Annotated in this window: 17 protein-coding genes and 2 pseudogenes; 13 read left to right on the top strand and 6 right to left on the bottom strand. The window is 59.2% G+C overall.

What is annotated here, in order from left to right:
• Positions 1-134 precede the first annotated feature (134 nt).
• The 4 genes from V4R08_RS08530 to V4R08_RS08515 all read left to right on the top strand — a co-directional run bounded on the left by V4R08_RS08530 (position 135) and on the right by V4R08_RS08515 (position 2,453).
• On the top strand, positions 135-1,391 hold the full coding sequence (locus V4R08_RS08530) for an Hsp70 family protein (RefSeq protein WP_335578959.1): 1,257 nt from the start codon (positions 135-137) through the stop codon (positions 1,389-1,391).
• A gap of 144 nt (positions 1,392-1,535) precedes the next feature.
• Positions 1,536-1,778: a hypothetical protein gene (locus tag V4R08_RS08525; RefSeq protein ID WP_335578958.1), complete on the top strand. Its 243-nt coding sequence runs from the start codon at positions 1,536-1,538 to the stop codon at positions 1,776-1,778.
• A gap of 192 nt (positions 1,779-1,970) precedes the next feature.
• Positions 1,971-2,141, top strand: coding sequence for a hypothetical protein (locus tag V4R08_RS08520; protein WP_335578957.1), 171 nt, complete (start codon positions 1,971-1,973; stop codon positions 2,139-2,141).
• A gap of 99 nt (positions 2,142-2,240) precedes the next feature.
• Positions 2,241-2,453 carry a hypothetical protein gene (locus V4R08_RS08515; protein WP_335578956.1) on the top strand — a complete coding sequence of 71 codons (213 nt, stop codon included), beginning with the start codon at positions 2,241-2,243 and terminating at the stop codon, positions 2,451-2,453.
• Positions 2,454-2,490: 37 nt separating this feature from the next.
• On the opposite strand, the gene V4R08_RS08510 is transcribed toward V4R08_RS08515, so the two are convergent.
• Positions 2,491-2,685: a hypothetical protein gene (locus V4R08_RS08510; RefSeq protein WP_335578955.1), complete on the bottom strand. Its 195-nt coding sequence runs from the start codon at positions 2,683-2,685 to the stop codon at positions 2,491-2,493.
• Positions 2,686-3,334: 649 nt separating this feature from the next.
• Entirely contained in the window at positions 3,335-5,446 is a 2,112-nt protein-coding gene (gene pabB / locus V4R08_RS08505; protein ID WP_335580220.1) for an aminodeoxychorismate synthase component I, read from the bottom strand.
• 667 nt (positions 5,447-6,113) lie between these two features.
• Here pabB and V4R08_RS08495 point away from each other — a divergent pair.
• Both V4R08_RS08495 and V4R08_RS08490 read left to right on the top strand, forming a co-directional pair.
• Positions 6,114-6,383: pseudogene (locus tag V4R08_RS08495) on the top strand (methyl-accepting chemotaxis protein); the annotation flags it as partial.
• Between the two features lie 953 nt (positions 6,384-7,336).
• Positions 7,337-7,732 carry a transposase gene (locus tag V4R08_RS08490; protein ID WP_335578954.1) on the top strand — a complete coding sequence of 132 codons (396 nt, stop codon included), beginning with the start codon at positions 7,337-7,339 and terminating at the stop codon, positions 7,730-7,732.
• 45 nt (positions 7,733-7,777) lie between these two features.
• Here the strand turns inward: V4R08_RS08490 and V4R08_RS08485 are convergent, their stop codons facing one another.
• On the bottom strand, positions 7,778-8,419 hold the full coding sequence (locus V4R08_RS08485) for a nucleotide-binding protein (protein WP_335578953.1): 642 nt from the start codon (positions 8,417-8,419) through the stop codon (positions 7,778-7,780).
• Between the two features lie 492 nt (positions 8,420-8,911).
• Between V4R08_RS08485 and V4R08_RS08480 the strand changes: the two genes are divergently transcribed.
• From V4R08_RS08480 to V4R08_RS08460, 5 genes are all read left to right on the top strand, one after another.
• Positions 8,912-10,060, top strand: a complete 1,149-nt coding sequence (locus V4R08_RS08480; RefSeq protein WP_335578952.1) for a calcium-binding protein — start codon at positions 8,912-8,914, stop codon at positions 10,058-10,060.
• A gap of 385 nt (positions 10,061-10,445) precedes the next feature.
• Positions 10,446-11,051, top strand: a complete 606-nt coding sequence (locus V4R08_RS08475) for a class I SAM-dependent methyltransferase (protein ID WP_335578951.1) — start codon at positions 10,446-10,448, stop codon at positions 11,049-11,051.
• Positions 11,052-11,363: 312 nt separating this feature from the next.
• On the top strand, positions 11,364-13,598 hold the full coding sequence (locus V4R08_RS08470; protein WP_335578950.1) for a peptidase domain-containing ABC transporter: 2,235 nt from the start codon (positions 11,364-11,366) through the stop codon (positions 13,596-13,598).
• Positions 13,588-14,937, top strand: a complete 1,350-nt coding sequence (locus tag V4R08_RS08465; protein WP_335578949.1) for an HlyD family type I secretion periplasmic adaptor subunit — start codon at positions 13,588-13,590, stop codon at positions 14,935-14,937. Before V4R08_RS08470 ends, V4R08_RS08465 begins: the two co-directional genes overlap by 11 nt.
• Positions 14,937-16,976 carry a tetratricopeptide repeat protein gene (locus V4R08_RS08460; RefSeq protein WP_442935639.1) on the top strand — a complete coding sequence of 680 codons (2,040 nt, stop codon included), beginning with the start codon at positions 14,937-14,939 and terminating at the stop codon, positions 16,974-16,976. Before V4R08_RS08465 ends, V4R08_RS08460 begins: the two co-directional genes overlap by 1 nt.
• Positions 16,977-17,485: 509 nt before the next feature.
• Here V4R08_RS08460 and V4R08_RS08455 read toward each other — a convergent pair.
• The 3 genes and pseudogenes from V4R08_RS08455 to rfbA form a co-directional block, all read right to left on the bottom strand.
• Positions 17,486-18,115: pseudogene (locus tag V4R08_RS08455) on the bottom strand (nucleotide sugar dehydrogenase); the annotation flags it as partial.
• A 72-nt stretch (positions 18,116-18,187) separates the two neighbouring features.
• The gene (gene rfbB / locus V4R08_RS08450) at positions 18,188-19,255 is read right to left on the bottom strand and encodes a dTDP-glucose 4,6-dehydratase (RefSeq protein ID WP_335578947.1); all 1,068 of its coding nucleotides are present in this window, start codon (positions 19,253-19,255) and stop codon (positions 18,188-18,190) included.
• A 25-nt stretch (positions 19,256-19,280) separates the two neighbouring features.
• On the bottom strand, positions 19,281-20,156 hold the full coding sequence (gene rfbA, locus V4R08_RS08445) for a glucose-1-phosphate thymidylyltransferase RfbA (protein ID WP_335578946.1): 876 nt from the start codon (positions 20,154-20,156) through the stop codon (positions 19,281-19,283).
• 105 nt (positions 20,157-20,261) lie between these two features.
• Here rfbA and rfbC point away from each other — a divergent pair, with 105 nt between their 5' ends.
• Both rfbC and rfbD read left to right on the top strand, forming a co-directional pair.
• Positions 20,262-20,816: a dTDP-4-dehydrorhamnose 3,5-epimerase gene (gene rfbC, locus V4R08_RS08440; protein ID WP_335578945.1), complete on the top strand. Its 555-nt coding sequence runs from the start codon at positions 20,262-20,264 to the stop codon at positions 20,814-20,816.
• The gene (gene rfbD / locus V4R08_RS08435) at positions 20,816-21,730 is read left to right on the top strand and encodes a dTDP-4-dehydrorhamnose reductase (protein ID WP_335578944.1); all 915 of its coding nucleotides are present in this window, start codon (positions 20,816-20,818) and stop codon (positions 21,728-21,730) included. The genes rfbC and rfbD overlap by 1 nt, the downstream gene beginning before the upstream one ends.
• Positions 21,731-21,736 lie beyond the last annotated feature (6 nt).

Below are 21,736 nucleotides of genomic sequence, written 5' to 3'. Positions count from 1 at the left end.
ATCTGTGGACTGGCTTCGATCGCAACCCGCGAGTGCGGCCATTTTTCAGAACGCCCTCGATACGTCATGCAACGAGATAAAGGTGGATCAGTGGCGCTTAAATGTGTAGACGAACGCTCCTTCCTGGAGTGCCTATGTCAATTTGCGGACTTGATTTCGGGACATCAAATTCCACGCTTGGCACCATTGCCGACCGTGAGCCGGTTCTGACGGCACTGGAGGCCGATCAGACCACGATTCCCAGCGCGATTTTCTATGAAACCGGCGGCGCTGTCTCGATTGGACGCAGGGCGATCGAGGCCTATGTCGAGGGGGTGCCGGGCCGCCTGATGCGCAGCCTTAAATCTGTGCTTGGCACCGCGCTGATCGACGAAACCACACGACTTGGGCGCCAGCGGACCAGCTTTCGCGACGTGATCGCTTATTACGTGGGTGCAGTGAAACGGCGCGCTGAGCAAGCCATCGGTTGCGAACTGCGACACGTTGTGCACGGCAGACCGGTTCATTTCGTCGACGACGCTCCGGATGCCGACCGCAAAGCCGAGCGGATATTGCGCGATATCGCTCGCGAGGTTGGCTTCGATCAGGTTTCCTTCCAGTTCGAGCCGATTGCTGCGTCGCTCGACTACGAGCGGCAGATATCGGCTGAAGAAATCGCATTGATTGCCGATATCGGCGGCGGAACATCTGACTTCTCGATTGTGCGCCTCGGGCCGAAACGTCACGGCAAGGTAGATCGTTCGGGGGATATTCTCGCTAATGATGGCATACGCATTGGCGGCACAGACTTCGACCGCCAACTCAGTCTCGGCGTCATCATGCCGTTGTTAGGCTTTGGCAGTGCCATGAAGCGCCCCGGACTGGAGGTGCCTTCGAGTTATTTCCACGACCTGGCAACCTGGTCGAATATCAATCGGATGTACGAGCCGCGAATGGTGTCGGATATTCGTCGGGTTCGCCGCGAGGCCGATGAGCCGGCCTTGCTCGATCGGCTACTGCGCGTCGTCGCGGAGCAGCGCGGTCATACGTTGGCGATGGAGGTGGAAGAAGCCAAGATTGTTCTGTCCGGTCTGCCTCGCGCAAAAATCCAGTTGGAGTGGGTCGCAGCAGGCCTCAGCGCTGCCGTCAGTCGACCGGATCTCGTGAATCATACGAAACAATTAGCCGGTTGTATCGGCGCCCGCGTCAAGATCTGCCTCACGCAAGCGAACTTGACAGCGAGCCGCGTCGATGCCGTGTTCCTGACCGGCGGGTCGGTGAGGCTGGCCCATGTCCGCAACGCAATCACAAAGGCGCTCCCCTCAGCCCGTATCGTCGAAGGCGACACCTTCGGCGCAGTCGGCAAGGGCCTCACCCTTGAGGCCCTCCACCGATATGGGCCGGAGAAATAAACCAGGAAGCTGGCCGGCGATCTGACCGCCCCCTCTTGCCCCGAGTGCGACGATGCCGACAAGATCGGGTGAATAAGGCTTTGCCGGTAAAACGAAAGCCGAATTTGAGGTTCATAAGAATTAGCCGTAGCGCAGGAGTTTTTGATGACAAACGATAGTTTCGAGATGGAAGCCGAAAGTTCCGCAATCGCAGCGTTCACGCTAGCCCAGTTCGCGTTTTGGGGTCTTATCGAGAGCGGGATTATCTCGATTGAAAAGGCCTCAGAGATGCTGGAACAAGGAATAGCAGCCCATTCTAAAGGAGATTTGGTCCATCAGAACGCTGCACAAATGCTGCAAACCATCCTTGACATGGTGCAGCGAGATCAAAGATCTCCCGTGAACTGAGCCCGTCCGTTGGTGGAGCGGGCGCCGGCCGTGGGCCCGTAATTCCTTGCAAGAACGTCCCGCCAGCAAAACCGTCCCGCCAGATGGGTGAGCACGTTTTCGCCACGCCATCGGCATAAGCCTTGCGTTATGTCATCGAACATCGAACCGCTTGCCCGAGCGATGGCCGAAAGGATCTGCCGGTCTCACCGGATGAGCGAATCTGACATTCAGGGATGGGTGGATCGCCACTGGGAGGTCGCAGCCGCAATGCTGGAATCCGGCGCCATGGACGAAACCGGCGAATGGCAGCCTGGACAAGATTGGCGGCGCGGACTGGAAGCATATCGCGAGCGACTGGCAGCGAAGCCCAAGCCCCGATAGAAACCTCCGCACTCGCTCCCTCTCGACTCCTCGCCGAAGGAAAAGGCATGATCGGCCCAATTTGGCTGCCCGCTCCGCTGTCCCATCAGAGGATCCCCGATGGACGTCATGTATCACCCCGACAAACTGAGTGTTGTCACCGTGACCGCTTCGCGCCCGTTGATCCGGCCTGATGGTCGCTACGCCATAGAGCTGTCGACGAGCGAACTGGGCGCCATCGCATTCGAGGTGGATGAGCGGGCGCTTTTTGCATTGCGCCAAGCCATCGGTGAAATCGAAACCGAGATGAAGCGCAGGCCCGGCAGGGCCTGATTGAATCCCGGAGGCAACCCGGCCCCAAGGGTCTTCTTTACGATACGACTATTGCGATACTACGGATTTCTGCCGCACGCCGGGTCAGTTCCTGATGCTGATGCCACATACTGCTGGTATGGGTAGCCCCATGATCTGTCTTGTAAACAGCCGACACCAGCGCGTTGACGCCCAACAATGTTGCGATGATTAGAATTGCTGCCAGGATAATCTGAATTTTCAGCTCGCTCATGTCGCCCTCTCCTTCCATAGCCCAACGGAGAAAACAGTGCGCATGTTCCTGTCGTCCCATCTTAATGTGCGTTGAGATTGGAAAATTTTAAGATCGATTCCTAAATAGAAAACCACCGCCGGTGCTTTCGTTGAAGACCTTCAATGTAATGAGCGTCAAGCCTTGGTCCATGTTAATAGTCGATAAAAATGGCGAACGACCTCAATTGAAGCCGTTCGAGATCGACTTCAGACCTTGCATCTCATCGCAAACAAGGCGCTTGCCTGTCCAGCACAAGCCGGGGAAGACATAGCAAGCCCCAGCCGGGGCTGTCAGAGCCAGCGGTTGACCGCGATGTTTACCGGGCCACTGTGTTTTCGGCCCGAAAGCCGTACATCGTTTCGATGTGAGAGTGCCCGATCATAATTTCAAGATCCATGGAACATATTAACCCGGCCTTAACCGCACTTGCGTCCGGCTGCAGTGAGGATTTTAACGGATCGGGATTCGCGGTGGCGCAAATCAGACTATTAGCGTTTTCGAGCGAAGCTCCTCGAGCTTGATCCGAGATGGGTATCGGTTCGCGTGAAGAAAACGCGCAACACAAAAGGCTGGAGCCCTGTTTTGATTCCACCAAGCTGGGATAGCTCTACCTTAGAAAGGCATATCATCAGAAAGGCATGTCATCGCTGGACTCCAGGAGATGATAGCGATCTTCGCTAAAGCTTCCAAGTGCGGCGATGACGATCGATTTGATCGAAGCCTCGGCCTTTAGGAGCATTTCCTCAAATTCGCCGTCGGGTGTCGATTCTGCAACGACCCCACCTCCCACACCGATAAAGAACCGTCCATCGGCCGACACGATGGATCGGATCACGATGCTCAGATCGGCAACGCCGTCGTCACCCAGCCAGCCAAGCGCGCCGGAATAGATGCCGCGGGCACGCTGTTCCAACTGATCGATATGCTCGAGAGTGCGAGATTTCGGCGCGCCGGTCATCGATCCTCCCGGGAATGCGCCGCTGCGAAGCAGGTCAACGAGCGTGTGCTCCGGGCTCAGAACGCCACGTATCGTGCTGACCAATTGGTGGACCGTCTGATACGTTTCGACGTCGAACAAGCTCGGCACGGATACGGTCCCGGTCTCGCAACAGCGCGATAGATCGTGACGCAGGAGATCGACGATCATCCCGTTCTCTGCCCGATTTTTTCGGCTGGCTCGCAGCATTTCGACCAGCCTCTCGTCTTCATGCGGATCGGCGTCGCGCCGGACCGTTCCCTTGATCGGCTTTGCTTCGACGTTGCCGTCTGCATCGACTGCAAGAAATCGCTCCGGCGACGCACTGAGGACGGCCCCGCCTGGCCATTTGAGAAAAGCCGCAAACGGAGCGGGATTGACGTGTCTCATTGTGCGATAAACCCGCAAGGGCTCGACTGTGGCGGCACAGGAAAGTTCGTTGGTCAAACAGACCTGATAAGTCTCGCCTTGCGCGATCAAGTCGAGACAGCGCGCGACCTTGGAGCGATAGCCGGCTTTTCCATCCCGCATGAGGAACTCAAGCGGATCCCGGCCGGTTGCGGGTAATTCCATAGGCGGCCTGTGTGCCGATTCGATTCGCTTGAGTGTCGATTGAATCCAATGCTGCGCGCGGCCGGCTTCGTCGGGCCTGTCGATCGCGCACACATACGTTTTCCCGTCCAGATGGTTTACGGCGATGAATCTGTCGGAGTGGATCAACAATGCGTCGGGTGTTGCGGCGCGCCGCATGGTCGGCGAGCCACAATCATGTCGCAGCTCGTAACCAAACCAGCCCACATGCCCGCCGACGAAAGGACATGGCGGCGCCGACTGCGGCCGGCTGGGATGCTCCCTTTGAAGATATTCGAATATATCGACGTTCTCGGTTCGGTGACCGTTAGCATCATCGATAACGATCGTTCGGTCGTGGCTGCGATACTGGACCGTCGCCGCATGTGGCCCCGATGCGTCTCCCATGTAAGACCACTGCGACAGCGCCGACCCGGCAAGATTGCTGTCGAGCCAGAAGGCGAAGGGTTGGTCGGCAAAGAGCGAACAGAACACCGCTTCGGTGTCGATCGCACGCGGGATTTCGCACCAGAATGCCTTGCGGGTCGCAGCGGTCGGCACTGTCGCACGTCGCTTGTCCGCATGTGCCCGGGGTGGCGTTGATATTCTTCCCGAGGCGCGAAACGACAGGTCGCGAAAATTTTGTAGCAAGATGCGACCATCGTCTGTAAGGATCGATTCCGGGTGAAATTGAACGCCCCATTGCGGCCGACCACGACGAGCGACGCCCATGACGAGGCCATCTTCGGTCCGGGCAATTTCCTCAAGAGTGGAGGGGAGGGGGCGCTGGACCACAAAAGAATGATAGCGCGCCGCGTTGAACAACGGCGGCATGTCTGCGAAGAGGCCGGAGCCCTGATGCACGATTCTGGACGTGCGTCCGTGGACGAGGGAGGGGGCCCGCCCCAGAGTCGCACCTGCCGCAGTGGCAAGGCCCTGATGTCCCAAACACACACCAAGCAAGGGAACTGCGGCCGCTTCGATGGCGGCTTTGCACAGGCCGAAATCCGCCACCCGGTCTGGTCGTCCGGGCCCCGGTGAGATGACGATATTATCGAAGCGTCTCCCCGAGAGTTCGTCCCAGGTCGTTGTATCGTTGCGGACGACGATGGGCTCTTCCTGATTAATGTCTGCGATCAAATGCACCAGGTTGTAGGTAAATGAATCGTAGTTGTCGATTATCAGCGTCCTCACCAAATGACCTCGACACGCACTGGCGCCCGCACGATGCGACGGGCGTGGATAGATTCATACCGGAATTGGTCCGCAGGACTCGGATTAAGTATCAACTTTAACCGCCGCCGTCGATCCGCGAAGCAGGGTTTCTATCCGATGCGGTCGAACGCGCCCGACCGGCTCCAACGGATGAAGCGGTTGTAGAGCCTCTTGTGCGGGTCGCAGCCGGAAGATGCATCCTTCCGCTGAAGGCGATGCTTGATAGCGTGCGCGAACGGCCAACCATCTTTTTTAACCGAATTGCTCCATCCTGTTTCCGATTCGACATGGATCAGAATGGATCGGACAAGAGCCGAGTCCCCGGTAAGCCACAGAAGGTGCCCCCGCGATGGTTCGCTTGCCCCAGTTGTCACCAGCCTTGACCTGCGTTCGTCCCAGGTAAGCTTTTGAGGGCATCGCTACCGAGTTCCGCTCACGCAATTCCTGGCGAATCGCGTCATGGTAGCGCATCGGTCATGCCGCTTGCTTCAATCACAACAGATCGACGAGTTTTCCCGTGCGCAAAAATTTTCCGGTTACCGATGACGAATACCCCGTCTCCGACGAAACGCTGATCGTTTCCAGGACCGATCTCAAAGGCCGTCTCTCCTACGTCAACGAGGACTTCATCGACGCAGCGGAATTCACGTCCGAAAAGCTTTCGGGAATTTCCTCCGCGATCGCGTCCGCCGTCGAGGAACAGGGCGCGACCACCCAGGAAGTCGCCCGCAACGTGCAGCGCGCCGCCCAGGGGGCGCAGGAAGTTTCCTCGAATGTCGGCAATCTCCAGCGCGGCGCTGCGGAAACCGGAACTGCGTCGTCCCAGGTATTGTCCGCTGCGCAAACGCTGTCGCGCGACAGCACCCGGCTCAAGGCAGAGGTCAACAACTTCCTGAACTCCGTTCGGGTTGCATAAAGCATCGACACATGATGAGGCGTCGGAAAGGCGCAACCTGGTGGTCCTGCTCCCGCCGCCCCCTGCGAAGGAGTGGCGAGGGTATGCAGCACTGACCAGCAGCATGTCTGGTAGTCCGGTTCTAACATTTGTGTCCCGTTTCAGCGGGCGTTTGTGCAAATGTTAGAATTAAAAGACCACTGGCAAATATAGCAAATACAGGTTTCTGGCGGAGTTTTGGATTTGACATTCGCTTCTCGTGTTCGCTGCGAGACGGATTGAATATCCGGGGTCTGGGTTCTGCTCTGCGTCCGTTTTCCAGTCGGTACGGCCTTTTTTTGCGCGAGCGGAAGGTAGAGGATCCCCGGCGGGACTGCGGGCGCGTCTGTGGAACTGCGAAGAACCGTAACCTGGTGATGTGAAGCGCGGGAGATTGAGGAGCCGCCCGGAGGTCGTTCACCATTGGTCCGTGCAAACAATCGTTACAATCACGTACCGGTCCGAGGTTGACCGGCCGTTCTGCTGCGATTACGCAGGATGTGGGAAAATGGCTTTTTGCAGGAGATTTAGCGAGCGCGAGAAGTGTGGCGCACCGCGATATGGAGGAATTGGATCGGACGCACGCGGTGCTGCCCCATAGTTTGAAGAACGGATATACTGTTAGACAGCAATCCTCTCACGATGTTTCGTTGTATAGTAGCGATGTGGGCAATGTTCTAGCAGATGTTGATAAAATGAGATTCGGACCGCGACGATTGTTGGCCGCTTGCAGGCTTACGTTGCACTGCAGCTAACACTAATGGCTAACTTGCGCGGGTTGCGGATGATGATTGACACTCAGGCTGGCGCGCGGGCTTACCAAATATTTCTGCTGTAGCGTTGTTTCTGACGGCGAGTATTTACATTGGTTGTGGTGTCGGCTCGAGGCGTCTCGTCGCCGGTGAACGATGACCTGAGCGCATTTAGGCGGGAAGATGAAGAAGCATTCGCACGAGGAAATTCTTTTGAAACTGGCCCGGGCAGACGAACTTGCTCGCACAGGCAAATCCCAGGTGGACGTATGCAAGGCGCTTGGTGTGAGCGTCATGACGCTTCACCGGTGGCGGAAACTGCCCCTGCCCAAGCCAGAAGCAGACATTCCCCAGGATCGTGCAGACGCCGGCAAGGCGCTCGCCAACCCGCTGGCGATGGACGAGACCCGCCGGGTTCTGGAGGAGCTTAAGCTCGAGAACCAGCGGCTTCGGAAGATAGTCACGGATCTCTTGCTTGAGAAAATGAGGCTGGAGGAAGCCGCGGTTGCCGGCTCGTCTCGTCAATCTGGCACGCAAGGTGTGATCCAGGCTCTGCTTGGTCCCGCCAATTCCAGGTAGTCGTCTGTCAAGGTCGAGAAGTCCCGATCGACGGCGGAGGTCACGCTATTCCTCTCGGTCGATCCGTTCGATCGCGTCCGCGAGCTGCTGGATTTCCCGATCGGCGGCATCTCCAGGCATGAAACTCGCGACCGATTGACCGCTGGTGAAGCAGCGGACGAAGGCCGCACGGCTGGCGATCGGCGGCGCAACGATCTCGCCGAATCCGCTCAACTCATCGATCAGTTGCCGTCCCTCAAGCGTGCGGCGGTCTAGTCTGTTGGGCACCAGAATCACCTTGATCCGATCCCGCCGCTGTTCCCGCGCTGCGTCGACGATCGCCAGAGTCTGCAGTGTCGCGTCGAGATCGAGGCCGGACGGAGTGCAGGGTACCAGGATCAGGTTGGCTAGGGCGATTGAGGCTCCCATTTCACGCGCATTGGGAGCGGTATCGATGACCACGATGCCGGCTGGAATGCTGCGCACGTCCTGGGCCCAGGCGGACACCGACATTTGCTCCAAAGCCATTTCATAGACGGGAAATTCGAGATTGCCCGGCTCCGCCCACTGCGCGGCGGAACGTTGAGGGTCGCTGTCGACCAGCGCAACGTCATGGCCGCGGCGAGCGAGTGCGGCGGCGACGCAGACTGCAATCGTGGTCTTGCCGACACCGCCCTTGCGCTGGGTAACCGTGATAATCCTCCGCATCGGTCCGGGAACGTTCATGCGGGCGCCACGATAACAGGTTCTCACATTTCCAGATAAAACGCCTGCGAACGTTACCATTTCTTAACCGGCAACCACAATTGGCAATCAATCGGACGGCGCTCGGTCGCGGCAATGTCCGATCCGCATGCATGCCTCGTCGGCGAATTTCGAATGGCCGGCGGAGGGCTCGGCAAAACTGACCGAATACGCCCGCAAAAAGAAGCCGTCGGCCGTCCCTGGCTACGCCGTCGGCGACGTTATCAGTCAAATGTGAATGAAGGGCGTGAGGTTTTGATCCTTGACTCGCACCACCCGGAGATCATAACATGTTGCATAACAATACGCTTGACGAACCATAACATTGTATGTTACGTCAGATGATATTCGGTTTCGACGTGACGACTTCGCGCTTGTTCAAGCTTTAGCACCTTTGAACTGCAGCATATTTGGTCTCGATTGGCGTCGGCCGGGTATCTGCTTTCGCCATGAATCTTGAAAATCCAGTCAGGGGGTGCCATGGCCGTTTCCTATTTGACGAAAACCGAGCTAGGCGAGTTTCTCCATCATAACGGAAACATCGAGGCGGGTGTGCGATCGGCGCTGATCGACTCGCTTGAGCAAAGCGGTGTGTTCAAGGATGACGACAACAGCGCGAGAGGATGGCTCGAGTCCGGGCCGTTTCACGGCGGGGCGGTCCCGCCGACCGTCCAGATCTTGGACGTGTCTCGCTCGACGAGCGTCGAAACAAATCCGAATCTGAAAGCGATCGTCCTGGATGACCACAGCGGCAAGCTTGACGTGACCGGCGGCGCCAATAACGTCTTTGTCGCCGCAGGCAGGGGTTCGGACACAATTAACCTGCATGACAGCGGCGATGACACGGTCTACGGCGGTGGCGGTAACGACGTGATCCGCGGAGGTCACGGTGACAGTTCGCTGTTCGGTGGCGCCGGCAACGACAGCATCTTCGGCGGCACCGGTAACGACACGTTGGACGGCGGCTCCGGTAATGACTATCTGGTGTCGGGCGGCGCGCTGGCGTCGGGCGCGGGCGGCGGTCAATCGCCGAGTGCCAATGCGGGCGGTCATCAGCGCGTTGCCAGTGCGGACGACCAAGCCTTCGGGAATGGCCGTGGCGGCGATCATGGGGACGACCACGACGGTGATCATGGCGGCGGTCGCGGTCACGGCGGTGATCATGGCGGCGGATCTGGTGGCGGTCCTGGCGGTGATCATGGTGGCGGTTCCGGCGGCGCGGAGGGGCACAGCACGCTTATAGGCGGCGCCGGGAATGACACGCTGGTTGGCGTGCAGGGCGACGTTATGCAGGGCGGCGCGGGCAACGACCAGTTCGTGCTCAAGGGCGGCTCTTCGGATGCCAATTCCACGCTGCAGGGCGGGGGTGGCAATGACACCTTCCGCATCGAGTCGCATAGCGGCAACGATACTATCTTCGGCGGCGATGGTAGAGACTCCGTCGACTTCGTCGGTCGTTCGTTCTTCGATGTGGCCAAGATTGACGTCGACTCGAGCACGTCGACCTACACCCTCCACTTCACCGATGACCAGACGGTTGCGGTCAACGGCGTTGAGGATCTTCACTTCACCGATCAGACCGTCAATCTGCCGAAACTCTCGTAATTCGGCCGTTGGAGAAAACAGCATTTGTGAAAGCCCCGCTCTACCGGCGGGGCTTTTGCTTTTGAATCATTGTCGTTTTAACTTGAATCAAATGTCATTTTGCCGACTTGATCGGCGCATCATGCATGATGGCGCTGTTCGCATAGGCAAGCGGAAGCGACGCCGTTCTTCGAACGGCTATGCCGGCAACGACATTTCGAAGCGCGTCAAACCACGTAACGCTCCGGTTTTAGTGATGTGAAGATGACTTGAGAGGCTTTATGCCTTTGTGAGGCCACATCGATAGCGTGATGATAGTCGGCTCCCGGAGCCGTATTGTTCAACCCGCTTCCGATAGCTCCGATCGGGACGTTAGGAGCCGATCTTGCCCCCCGGTATCAAGCACTTGCTCAATGCGGGCTCCGGACCCGGATCCGCGCGACGAATTGCTCGAATGGTAGATGAGCAAGACCTGAAAGAGGTGCGCTTTGACATCGATCCCGGTGTCGAACCCGACGTCGTGGGCTCAATCCTCGAACTCGAGAAGTCGTTCGATCCGCAGTCGTTTGATGTGATATGGTCGTCGCACGTGCTTGAGCATCTCTACGCCCATGAGATTTTTCCCACGCTGCGCCAGTTCCATCGGATCCTGAAACTGGACGGATTCGCCTTGATCATGAGCCCGGATCTCGAAGCTGTAGCTCATTTTATCGTCGAGCAAGGTATTGCGGCCGTCGCCTATAATTCTCCAGCAGGTCCGATCAGGCCGCTCGACATGCTTTACGGCCATTCCCGCGCGGTCGAGGAAGGACACCTGCATATGGCCCATCGCACCGGATTTACGGCCGAGCGGCTTGGCAATCTGCTGTTGATGGCGGGCTTTCCCACCGTGTCGGTGGCGACGGAGAATTTCGAGGTCTGTGCGCTGGCGCTGATGCCCGAGGCCGACGATGCGGCCATCAAGAAGGCTTTGTTAGAAAGCAGCTTTAATTTTCAGGAAGCGCTGACATAAAGCCTTTCCGCTTCTGACGGGAGCGAGGCTCTATGATTTTGTTTTCGACGCGTTTTCTCCGCGCGAACCGGTATCTATCCCCGGGTCAAGCCCGAGGACATGCTTCGCTCGAAAACGCTCTTGTTCCGTGACGACGCCGGCTCGGCCTCCGATGAATGCGGCTCGGAACCACTGCCGGACGACCGACTATCACTTTGAATGTTCGTGTTTCCGTCACTTTTATCGTATGTAATGTTATCGACAAGTAGGCTATCACTCCTCCCGGAGATCGCGATGGCCTGTCATTGATAATAACAGACAGACCGAGCTTTCATGATCGCGCAAGCCGTCGCCGAGAATGCCGATGTCGATCCGATGCTTCCGTCCGGGCTGGAATGTCTGGTCATCGTCGCACGGCCGCACGGCCTGGATCTGACCTCGACGCAGCTTATCAAGGATAACCTTCTTACCGACGGGGAAGTGGCTCCCGGCCAGCTCGTCCGCTGCGCCGAGAAGGCCGGTCTGCGATCGAAGCACGTTAAGCTCGATTGGGACGGGCTTTCTCATCTGAAAAAGGCGCTCCCGGCCATCGTCGGCCTACGCAATGGAAGCTACATGGTGTTGCTGCGCGTCGATGGAGACGCCAACAATACCCGCATCGCGCTGAGGGACCCGAACGCTGCGGAAGACGCGTTGCTCGTGATCGATCGGCCGCGCTTCGAAGACATTTGGTCCGGGGATGTCGTTCTCGCCAAGCGCAACTACGAAATCTCGGACGAATCGCAGCCGTTCAGTTTCGGTCTCGTGGCCGCATTGATATTCCGCGAGCGTCGTATCGTCCGGGACGTCGCAATCGCAGCGCTGGTTCTCGGATTCCTCGGCCTTGCGCCGATCATGTTCTGGCGCCTGCTGTCGGACAAGGTGATCTTCTATCACGCGTTCAATACTTTCTACGTGCTCTGCCTGGCGATGCTGGTCATCATCGCCTTCGAGGCGACGTTCGCGTTCCTTAGGCAAATCCTTGTTCATCGCCTGACGACCAGGCTTGACGTCAAGCTGTCCACCTACGTTTTCGAAAAGGTCCTCAATCTTCCCATCGACTATTTCGAGCAGACCGCCGTGGGTCTCGTCGCGCGCGACATCCGAGAAGTGTTCCGCATCCGCTCGTTCCTGATGGGTCAGTTGTTCGGTACGGTGCTGGATTCGACGACCCTGATCTTCTTCCTGCCGGTCATGTTTTTCTTCAGCCCGACCATGACTTTGATTGTCCTGGGGCTGTCGGGCATGATCGTCGGGTGGCTTATCCTGATGCTGCCGGCATACCGCAAGGCGTCGAACACCGTCATGGCCGCGGAAGGCGAACAGGGCGCATTTCTGGTTCAAACGCTCAACGGCATTCGGACGGTGAAATCGCTGGCGCTCGATGCGCGGCAGCGCCATTTGTGGGATGTGCTGGTTGCACGTGTCGCCAGGGCGCGGTTCGCGGAAGGGATGACCGGGAACGCGATTCAGGCGGTGGTGCGTCCGCTGGAGCGGCTGGCAGTGAGCGGTTCTTATGCGGTCGGCGTTTATCTGGCGCTTACAAACGATGATCCGGTCTTTATCGGAGCGTTGTTTGCTTTCCTGATGCTGTCGCAGCGGGTATCGGCCCCGTTGATGCAGATGGCCCAGTTGATCAATCAATACGATGAAGCGCGCAGTGCGGTCGCCACGGTCCGCAAGCTCGTGAACCAGCCCGCCGAAGAGGGACGTTCCGGGCATGGCGTCCGCTCGGCGATCGAGGGCAAAGTGGAATTTTCCAACGTCACCTTCAGGTATAAAGGCGCCGTTTCGCCAACGTTGAGTGGCGTTTCCTTTGAAGTAACCAGGGGAACCACGCTTGGCGTGATGGGCAAAAGCGGTTCCGGCAAGACCACGATCACGCGACTCTTGCAACGATTGCATTCCGATTATGACGGACTGATCAAGATCGATGGAATCGACGTTCGCGAATACGATATCGATCACCTGCGCAGGAATGTCGGCATCGTGCTGCAGGAAAACTTTCTCTTCAGTGGGACGATTCGCGAGAACATCTGCGCAGCCGTGCCGGACGCCACCTTTGACGACGTCGTCAAGGCGGCGCGACTGGCGGGCGCGGAGGAATTCATCGACAAGCTGCCGCGTGGTTATGAAACCCGCGTTTATGAAGGATCACCGAACCTTTCTGGAGGGCAGCGGCAACGGCTCGCTATCGCGCGAGCGCTGATCGTCGATCCGCCGATTCTCATCCTTGACGAGGCGACGAGCGCGCTCGACGCCGACAGCGAGGCCATCGTGAACAGCAACATCACGCGGATAGCAAATGGCCGCACGCTGATCATTATCTCCCATCGGCTGTCGTCGCTGACGAGGGCGGATGCAATCCTCGTGCTCGACCGCGGGGTGGTCGACGATATCGGGCGGCACGAGGAGTTGCTGGAGCGGAATGACATCTATAGCTCGCTTTGGTACCAGCAGAACACGCATCTCGCGCCCGCGGTCCGCAGCGACAAGCTGAAACTCCGGAGCCCGACCCTTGTCCCCTAGCCAGGCCTCGCTCGCGACCGTTCGCCAGTTCCAGTCGGAGACCGATGCAATTCGGGAGGCCGCCGAGCCCCTGGTCGCGCGCGCCACCCTGTTCGTGCTCACCGCGTTCCTGGTTTCGATCGTCGCGATCCTGTGCCTGACGCGGATCGATCGTGTCATCACCAGCCTTAGCGGCAGAATCGTACCGGTCGGTCATGTCAATGTCTTGCAGGCGCTGGATCCATCGATCATCAAGACGATCGACGTGCGCGAGGGCGAGCAGGTGAAAACGGGGCAGTTGCTCGCCACGCTCGATGCAACCTTCACCTCCGCGGACCTGACGCAGGCGAAGTTGCAGGTCGCGAGCCTCGAAGCGCAGGCGGCGCGCGATGAGGCAGAGCTGAAGCAGAAGCCGCTCGTATTTGCCGACAACCCGGATCCTGACTTCCAGAAATATGCGGCCCTGCAGAAGGCACTCTACGGTCAGCGCGTGGCCCAGTATACCGCCCAGCTCAACAGTTTCGAGTCGAAGATCAAGGAGACCCAAGCGACGATCGAAAAGCTTCATGACGACGATGTCCGATATCAACAGCGCGACGAGATTTTGCAGAAGATCGAGACCATGCGCACGACGCTTGCCGAGCGTGGCACGGGATCGCGGCTCAACATGTACATCTCCCAGGACGCCCGACTGGAATTGCTGCGGACATTGGAGAATGCACACAATGGCCTGATCGAGGCGAAAAATACGCTGGGATCGATAACCGCCGATCGTGACGCATTCAAACAGCAGTGGTTCGCGCAATTGAGCCAGGATTTGGTGACGACGCGCAACAAACTCGACGAAGCAAGGGCGACCTATGAAAAGGCGCTCAGGCACCAGAAACTCGTCCGCTGGACGGCTGCCGACCCCTCGGTGGTGTTGACGATGGCACGGCTCTCGGTCGGTTCGGTCCTCAAGCCGGGCGACCCCTTCATCACGCTCATGCCGATCGACACCAAGCTTGAAGCGGAAATCAGGATCTCTTCGCGCGATGTCGGGTTCATCCGGGCTGGCGATCCCTGCACCATGAAGGTCGATGCCTTTAATGCAGCGGTGCATGGCACGGCCAGCGGAAAAGTACGCTGGATCAGCGAGGGCGCATTCACCACGGACGATGACGGCAAGCCGCTCAACTACGCCTACTACAAGGCGCGGTGTTCGGTGGACGCGTCCAATTTCAGGGATGTGCCGAGCAATTTTCGTCTGATTCCCGGCATGACCCTTCAGGGGGACCTCAATGTCGGAACCCGCTCCGTGGCGATGTATCTGCTCGGCGGGATGCTGAAGGGTTTCCACGAGGCTATGCGTGAACCATGATGCTTTCATCGCGATCGCTTTTCGAGTGGTTTCGACCGGCTTCCGCGTCTTCCCGCGCGGCCCCTTTTGCGCATGGAATGGCTGCATACGAGCGCGGTCAGTATCTGGAGGCGATCAAGCTCTGGAAGCTCGCGTCAGAGGCCGGCGAGGCCGAAGCGGGCTATCGGATCGGAATGCTCTATGTGAGAGGCGAGGGGGTCGTCAGGAGCATACCCGATGCCGTCATCTGGTATGAGTGGGCGGCCCAGCTTGGCAACGTCGAAGCGCAGTTCCAACTTGGCCTGATCTTTCTTCATGGGGACAAGCCGCTGCTCGGTCCCCATCGCCATGAAACATGGCGCCAATCTTCCGCCGTTCGGCTCGGCGACAAGGCGTCGACTATTCACCAGCTCGTATTTCCGCATGGAACGAGCGTTGAACGGGATATCGGCGCTGCCTTCGGCTGGATAGCAGCCGCGGCGGCAGGAGGCAAAGCCGAGGCGCAGACGGTCCTCGGCAACATGTATTGCGAGGGGGTCGGCTGCGAGAAGGATTTCCGTGCGGCGCTCGCATGGTATCGGGTTGCAGCCGACCAGAATTGCGCTGCGGCCGAATTCGCGCTTGGCGACGTCTACTATCAAGGTAAAGGCGTTCCTGTGGATTTCGAGCAGGCGGCGGTCTGGTACCGCAAGGCGGCCGACCAGGATCATGTCAGGGCGCAGGTTGCGCTTGCATTCATGACCTTGAAGGGAACGGGCCTGCCGGAGGATATCACAGAAGCCGCCCGCCTGTTCCAGGGCGCTGCCAGACATGACGATACGATCGCGCTCTACAACATCGGGCTGTTGCGCTTGAACGGCCATGGCGTCGCGAAGGATATCGACCGGGCCGAAACCGCATTGCGCAAGGCGGCGCGCAAGGACTACTTCCCCGCGATCCAGGCGCTGGCGGATTTTTATTCGCACGGCGCAGGCTCCGAGCCCGATCTGCGGGAGGCGGCGGTCTGGTACGAGAAAGCCGCCGAGCGGAACGATGTGCAGGCGCAGTTTTTCATGGGCCGTTTCTATGCGACGGGCACCGGTGTCGGTCCGAATATTCGTCTAGCCGCAAAATGGTTCGAGCGCGCGGCAGGGAACGGCCACGCGACCGCCGCGTTCAACATCGCCATCTTCTATCTCAACGGCTCCGGCGTTGAACGCAATGTGGAAGCCGCAATCGAATGGTTCGAGCGCGCATCCGAAGGCGGCATCCGAGCCGCGCAGTTGCAACTCGGGAGACTTTATTCGGCGGGCAACGGGGTTCCGCGCGATCACAAGCGGGCGGGAGAATGGCTTAGCAAGGCCGCCGTGGGCGGAGATCCGGATGCCAAGACGGCCTATGCGTTTTTCCTGCTTCACCACGATGATTCGACTGAGCGGCTTGAGAAGGTGCGGTCGCTGTTGAGCGAGGCGGCTGAAGCCGGTCACGCGCCGGCTGCATTCCAGCTCGGTGTGTTGCAAATGGGCAAGTTTGGCGGGACTGCGGATGTCGAAGCTGCCGTGTCGTGGTTCTCCCGTGCCGCCGGCGCAGGTCATGTCGAGGCCCAATACACTTTAGCGCTTCTGTATCTCGATCCGGAGAGCGCCATGAGCGACGCGAAGGCCGCGGCGTCCTGGATGACCAGAGCCGCACATGCAGGCCATGCGGGCGCGCAGTTTCAGCTCGCCGTGATGTATTGCACCGGCGCAGGCGTAGCCAAGGATGTCGCGCAGGGCGCGCGCTGGTATGAGGCCGCCGCGCGACAGGGGCATAAGGTTGCGCAGTTCAATTTCGCGGTCATGCTTGGAAAAGGGCAGGGATGCGAGGCCGATGCCGGGAAGGCGGTCGAATGGTTCGAAAAAGCGGCTGAGCGGGATATGGCGGAAGCGCAGGTTGCGCTCGGCGATGCGTTGATGTCGGGAAGCGGCGTTGCGCAAGACAAGGATACGGCGGTGCACTGGTATCAGCAGGCCGCGCGGCAAAACCATGAAGGTGCCGTGCGCCGTCTGGACGCGATCGGCGTGACGCTAGTCGATGGCTGAAGTATCGCTCGGCCAGCGCTCGATCGTTGAAGATTGGATGCGGAGCCGTGCTCTAGCAGTTTGCTGAAAAACTCGGAACGGATGCGATCTTGAGCAACAATCGAATCGAAAGCGGTCTCGTCTTGAATCTATCGTGCGTTCCGGGCTCGGTTCTTGATTCAATGTTGCTCGTGGGCCCCCTCGAAAAACCTTTTTCAGCAAACTGCTAGAGCGTTTTCGAGCGAAGTGGGCACCGGTTCGCGTGAAGAAAACGCGTCAAATCAAAATCATAGAGCCTCGCTTCTGATTCCATCAGAAGCGAAAAGGCTCTAGGTCCGATGGGCTGTCAGAAGATCGGGGTACGATGAATAAGATTGCGGAACGCGGCGTCAGGAATGCGAAGAACACGCAACTCGTTGCCAGTCCTATCCCATAAGAGGAAAACCTTCTGGATCCCGGTCTGGGCGATCTGGAGGCGGGTGCGCGCCTGCGTGGCGCGGGATCATTCGGTGGGACGCATGGTTTCCTGGATTGGCGGCATACTTGATCAGTTCGGCGGTGCGCCGGCTGGTTTGGAGGATCGGCGCCTGGTTGAGATAAAGCGGGCGGTAGATCTGGCCCATCACTTTTCTAGCGCGCTCGTCCTCGGTGCCGACCACGATACGGTCCGGATGCTGGAAGTCGCGGATCGCGGCGCCCTCGCGCAGGAATTCCGGGTTCGCGACGGCTGCAAAGTCGGCCGCCGGATTGGTCTCCCGGATGATCCGTTCCACTTCGTCGCCGGTCCCGACCGGCACCGTCGATTTGGTGACGACGACAGTGAAACCTCTCAGACGCGCGGCGATCTCGCGAGCCGCGGCGTGCACATAGCTTAGATCCGCATGGCCGTCGCCGCGTCTTGACGGCGTTCCGACCGCGATAAATACGGCGTCCGCGTCGCTGATGCCGGAGAGATCCACCCCGAACATCAGTCGACCAGAACTGACGCCGGACTCGACAAGCTTGTCGAGGTCTGGCTCGAAGATCGGAATCCTGCACTGGTTCAGTGCGGCGATCTTGTCGGAATTCTTGTCGATGCAGGTGACGTCATGGCCAAAATCGGCGAAGCAGGCCCCCGACACCAAGCCGACATAGCCGGCCCCAATCATCACGATGCGCATCGTGGTACGGACCCAGGTTGCCGATCGCAAGTTAGAAAAGCCATGCCGTTCCCGGACGCGCCACCGGTTGTGTTACTGGCTAAGTCCCACGCGTTTTGCTGCATAGCCTCGCGCCAGTATCGCGCGCCACCAGGGCTGCTCGTCGACATACCAACGGACGGTCTTCTCGATGCCGCTCTCGAAGTTCTCTTCCGCCTGCCAGCCGAGCTTGCGCTCCAGCTTTGACGCGTCGATGGCGTAACGGCGATCGTGGCCCGGGCGGTCGGCCACGAAGGCGATCAGGTCGCGGCGCCTGCCCGTTGGCGCCGGAGCGATCTCGTCGAGCAGGTCGCAGATGCTCTCGACCACATGCAGGTTGGTGCGCTCGTTACGTCCGCCGACGTTGTAGGTCTCGCCGACCGCGCCATGCTCAAGCGCAAGCGTGAGCGCCTTCGCGTGATCCTCGACATAGAGCCAGTCGCGGATATTCTTGCCGTCGCCATAGACAGGCAGCGGCTCGCCGGCCAGGCCCTTGATGATCATGTGGGGGATCAGCTTTTCCGGAAAGTGATAGGGCCCGTAATTGTTCGAGCAATTGGTTATCAGCGTCGGCAATTCATAGGTTTCGCGCCAGGCGCGCACCAGGTGGTCGGAGGACGCTTTGCTCGCCGAATACGGTGAGTTCGGCGCATACGCCGTGGCCTCCGTGAAGAAGCCATCATCGTCGAGCGAACCGAACACCTCGTCGGTGGAAACGTGAAGGAAACGGAATTTCTTGCGCTTCTCAGGCGACAGCGTGTGCCAATGCCGCAACGTTTCCTGCAGGAGCGTGAAGGTGCCGACGATGTTGGTCTGGATGAACTCGCCGGGGCCGTCGATCGAGCGGTCGACATGGCTTTCGGCGGCGAGGTTCATTACCGCGTCCGGCCGGTATCTCTCGAAAAGATGGCGCAGGCCAATGCCGTCGCAAATGCACTGCTTCTCGAAGGCGTAGTTCAGGTTCTCGTTCGTGCCAGGCAACGAGTCGAGGTTCGCGGCATAGGTGCACTTGTCAATATTGACCACGCGGGCGTGGGTATTGTGCAGGAGATGACGCACCACCGCCGAGCCGATGAACCCAGCGCCGCCTGTGACAAAAATAGTCGAAGCCTTGAAGCGCATAGTGGATCGCCTCCGTGGACCGGAATCAACACTCGTATGAAAGGGCAACTGACTTCAGATATTCGCCGTAGCTGCTTTTCCCGTTCTTCTCGGCCGCTTTCTCGAATGCCTGAAGCGAGATGTAACCCTGTCGCAGCGCGATCTCCTCGGGGCAGGCGATGCGCAGCCCCTGGCGCTGCTCCAGGATCTGGACGAAGTGGCTGGCCTCGACCAGCGAGGAATGCGTACCGGTGTCGAGCCAGGCAAAACCGCGCCCGAGCACCTCGACATAAAGGTTGCCGCGCTCGAGATAGGCGTTGTTGATGTCCGTGATCTCGATTTCGCCGCGTGCGGACGGCTTGATGCCGGCTGCGATCTCAACGACGTCGTTGTCATAAAAATACAGCCCGGTGACGGCTATGTTGGACCTCGGTTGTTTCGGCTTCTCTTCGATGGAGCGCGCGCGCCCGGTGTCGTCGAGCTCAACCACCCCGTATTGTTCGGGGGTGTTGACGACATAGCCGAACACCGTGGCGCCCTTCTTGCGGGTGGCCGCCGCCGATAACATGCGGGGCAACCCGTGACCGTAGAAAATGTTATCTCCTAACACCAGTGCGACCGCGTCCGATCCGATGAAGTCACGGCCGACGATGAAGGCGTCCGCCAACCCGCGCGGTGTTTCTTGTGTGGCATAGGCAAAGCGCATGCCGATCTCGCTGCCGTCGCCGAGCAGCCGATGAAACAACGGCTCGTCCTGCGGCGTCGAAATAATCAGAATGTCGCGGATGCCGCCCAACATCAGCGTCGAGAGCGGATAGTAGATCATCGGCTTGTCGAAGACGGGCAGGAGCTGCTTTGAGACCACCGTCGTCACCGGGTAAAGGCGCGAGCCCGTCCCGCCGGCAAGAATGATGCCCTTCATAGCTCCTCACATCCTATCGTCGATAACATAACATATAGTGTTAAGTGTGCAAGTTTGTTATCAATGAGGAGGTATCATGAGTTAATAAAATCAAAGTGACATGAGATGAATGTTATCAAGACTGAAATTCCGGACGTCATCATCATCGAGCCCAGGCTGTTCGGCGATCAGCGCGGCTTTTTCATCGAAACCTATCAATTTCCCCGTTACGCCGAACACGGCGTCGGTCGCCCGTTCATCCAGGACAACCTGTCCCGCTCCGCCCGGGGCGTGCTGCGCGGGCTGCACCTGCAAAATCCTCTCACGCAGGGGAAGCTGGTGACCGCGCTCCGCGGCAAGGTGCTGGACGTCGCCGTCGACGTGCGGGTCGGCAGTCCGAATTTTGGCCGCCACGTTGCCGTCGAGCTGAGCGAAGAAAACATGCGGCAGCTCTGGGTTCCCCGCGGCTTCGCGCACGGCTTCGTCGTTCTTTCCGAGACCGCCGACTTTTTCTACAAATGCGACGATCTCTACAGTCCGAAGGACGAGTTTTCGATTCGCTGGAACGATCCCGCGATCGGCATCGACTGGGGCGTCGAGACACCGTCCTTGTCGGCCAAGGATTCGGAGGCGCCGCTGCTCGCCGACGTCAAGAACCTTCCGGTCTATGGGCAAGTCTGATGCGGATAGTATTGACGGGTAGCAACGGTCAGGTTGGCGGGGCGTTGCGGCCGCTGCTGGAAAAAAGCGGCACGGTCGTGGTCCCGTCACGCGCTGAATTCGACCTGTCGAAGCCCGTGACACTTGCCGGGGCGCTCGAGGCTTTCAAACCCGATCTCATTATCAATCCCGCGGCCTATACCGCGGTGGATCGCGCCGAGGACGAAAGCGAGCTTGCCTTCCTCGTCAACGCCACGGGGCCTGCGGCGATTGCGACGTGGTCGGCACGGCATCGCGTGCCGCTGATCCATTTCTCAACCGACTATGTCTTCGATGGCTCGAATGACAGGCCGTGGCGCGAGGACAGTCCGACCGGCCCGCTCTCGGTCTATGGCGCGAGCAAGCTCGCCGGCGACCTCGCCATCGGCGCGGCCGGCGGTCCGCATCTGATCGCGCGCACCTCCTGGGTCTACGCGGCGAGCGGAGCCAATTTCCTGCGGTCTATCGCGCGGCTGGCCGGTGAACGCGAGGAATTGCGCATTGTCGCCGACCAGGTAGGCGCGCCGACCACGGCAAGCGCGATCGCCGATGCCGTTGCCGGCATCGTGCTGTCGAACGCTTCGAACCTGGAAGGGTTGTTTGTGCGCAATGCCGGCGTGGTCAATCTTGCTTGCGCCGGTGAGACCAGTTGGTACGGCTTCGCAACAGCCATCGTCGCCGGGTTGAGGTCGCGCGGTGCGAAGCTCGCCGTGAAGACGATCACTCCGATTGCGACAGCCGATTTCCCGACCAGGGCCAGGCGGCCCAGCAATTCCAGGCTCGACCTGTCGCGCCTGAGAGACCGGTTCGGGGTGACCACGCCGACCTGGCAGCAAGCATTGTCGTCGGAACTCGACAGCCTCGTCGCCCTGCAACGCGAGCAGGCGGCCTGCTGAGTCGAG

This window comes from Nitrobacter sp. NHB1 (assembly GCF_036964665.1).
Lineage (GTDB): Bacteria > Pseudomonadota > Alphaproteobacteria > Rhizobiales > Xanthobacteraceae > Nitrobacter.
Note: the sequence above shows the minus strand (reverse complement) of the source record. Positions and strands in the feature narration are given on the sequence as shown.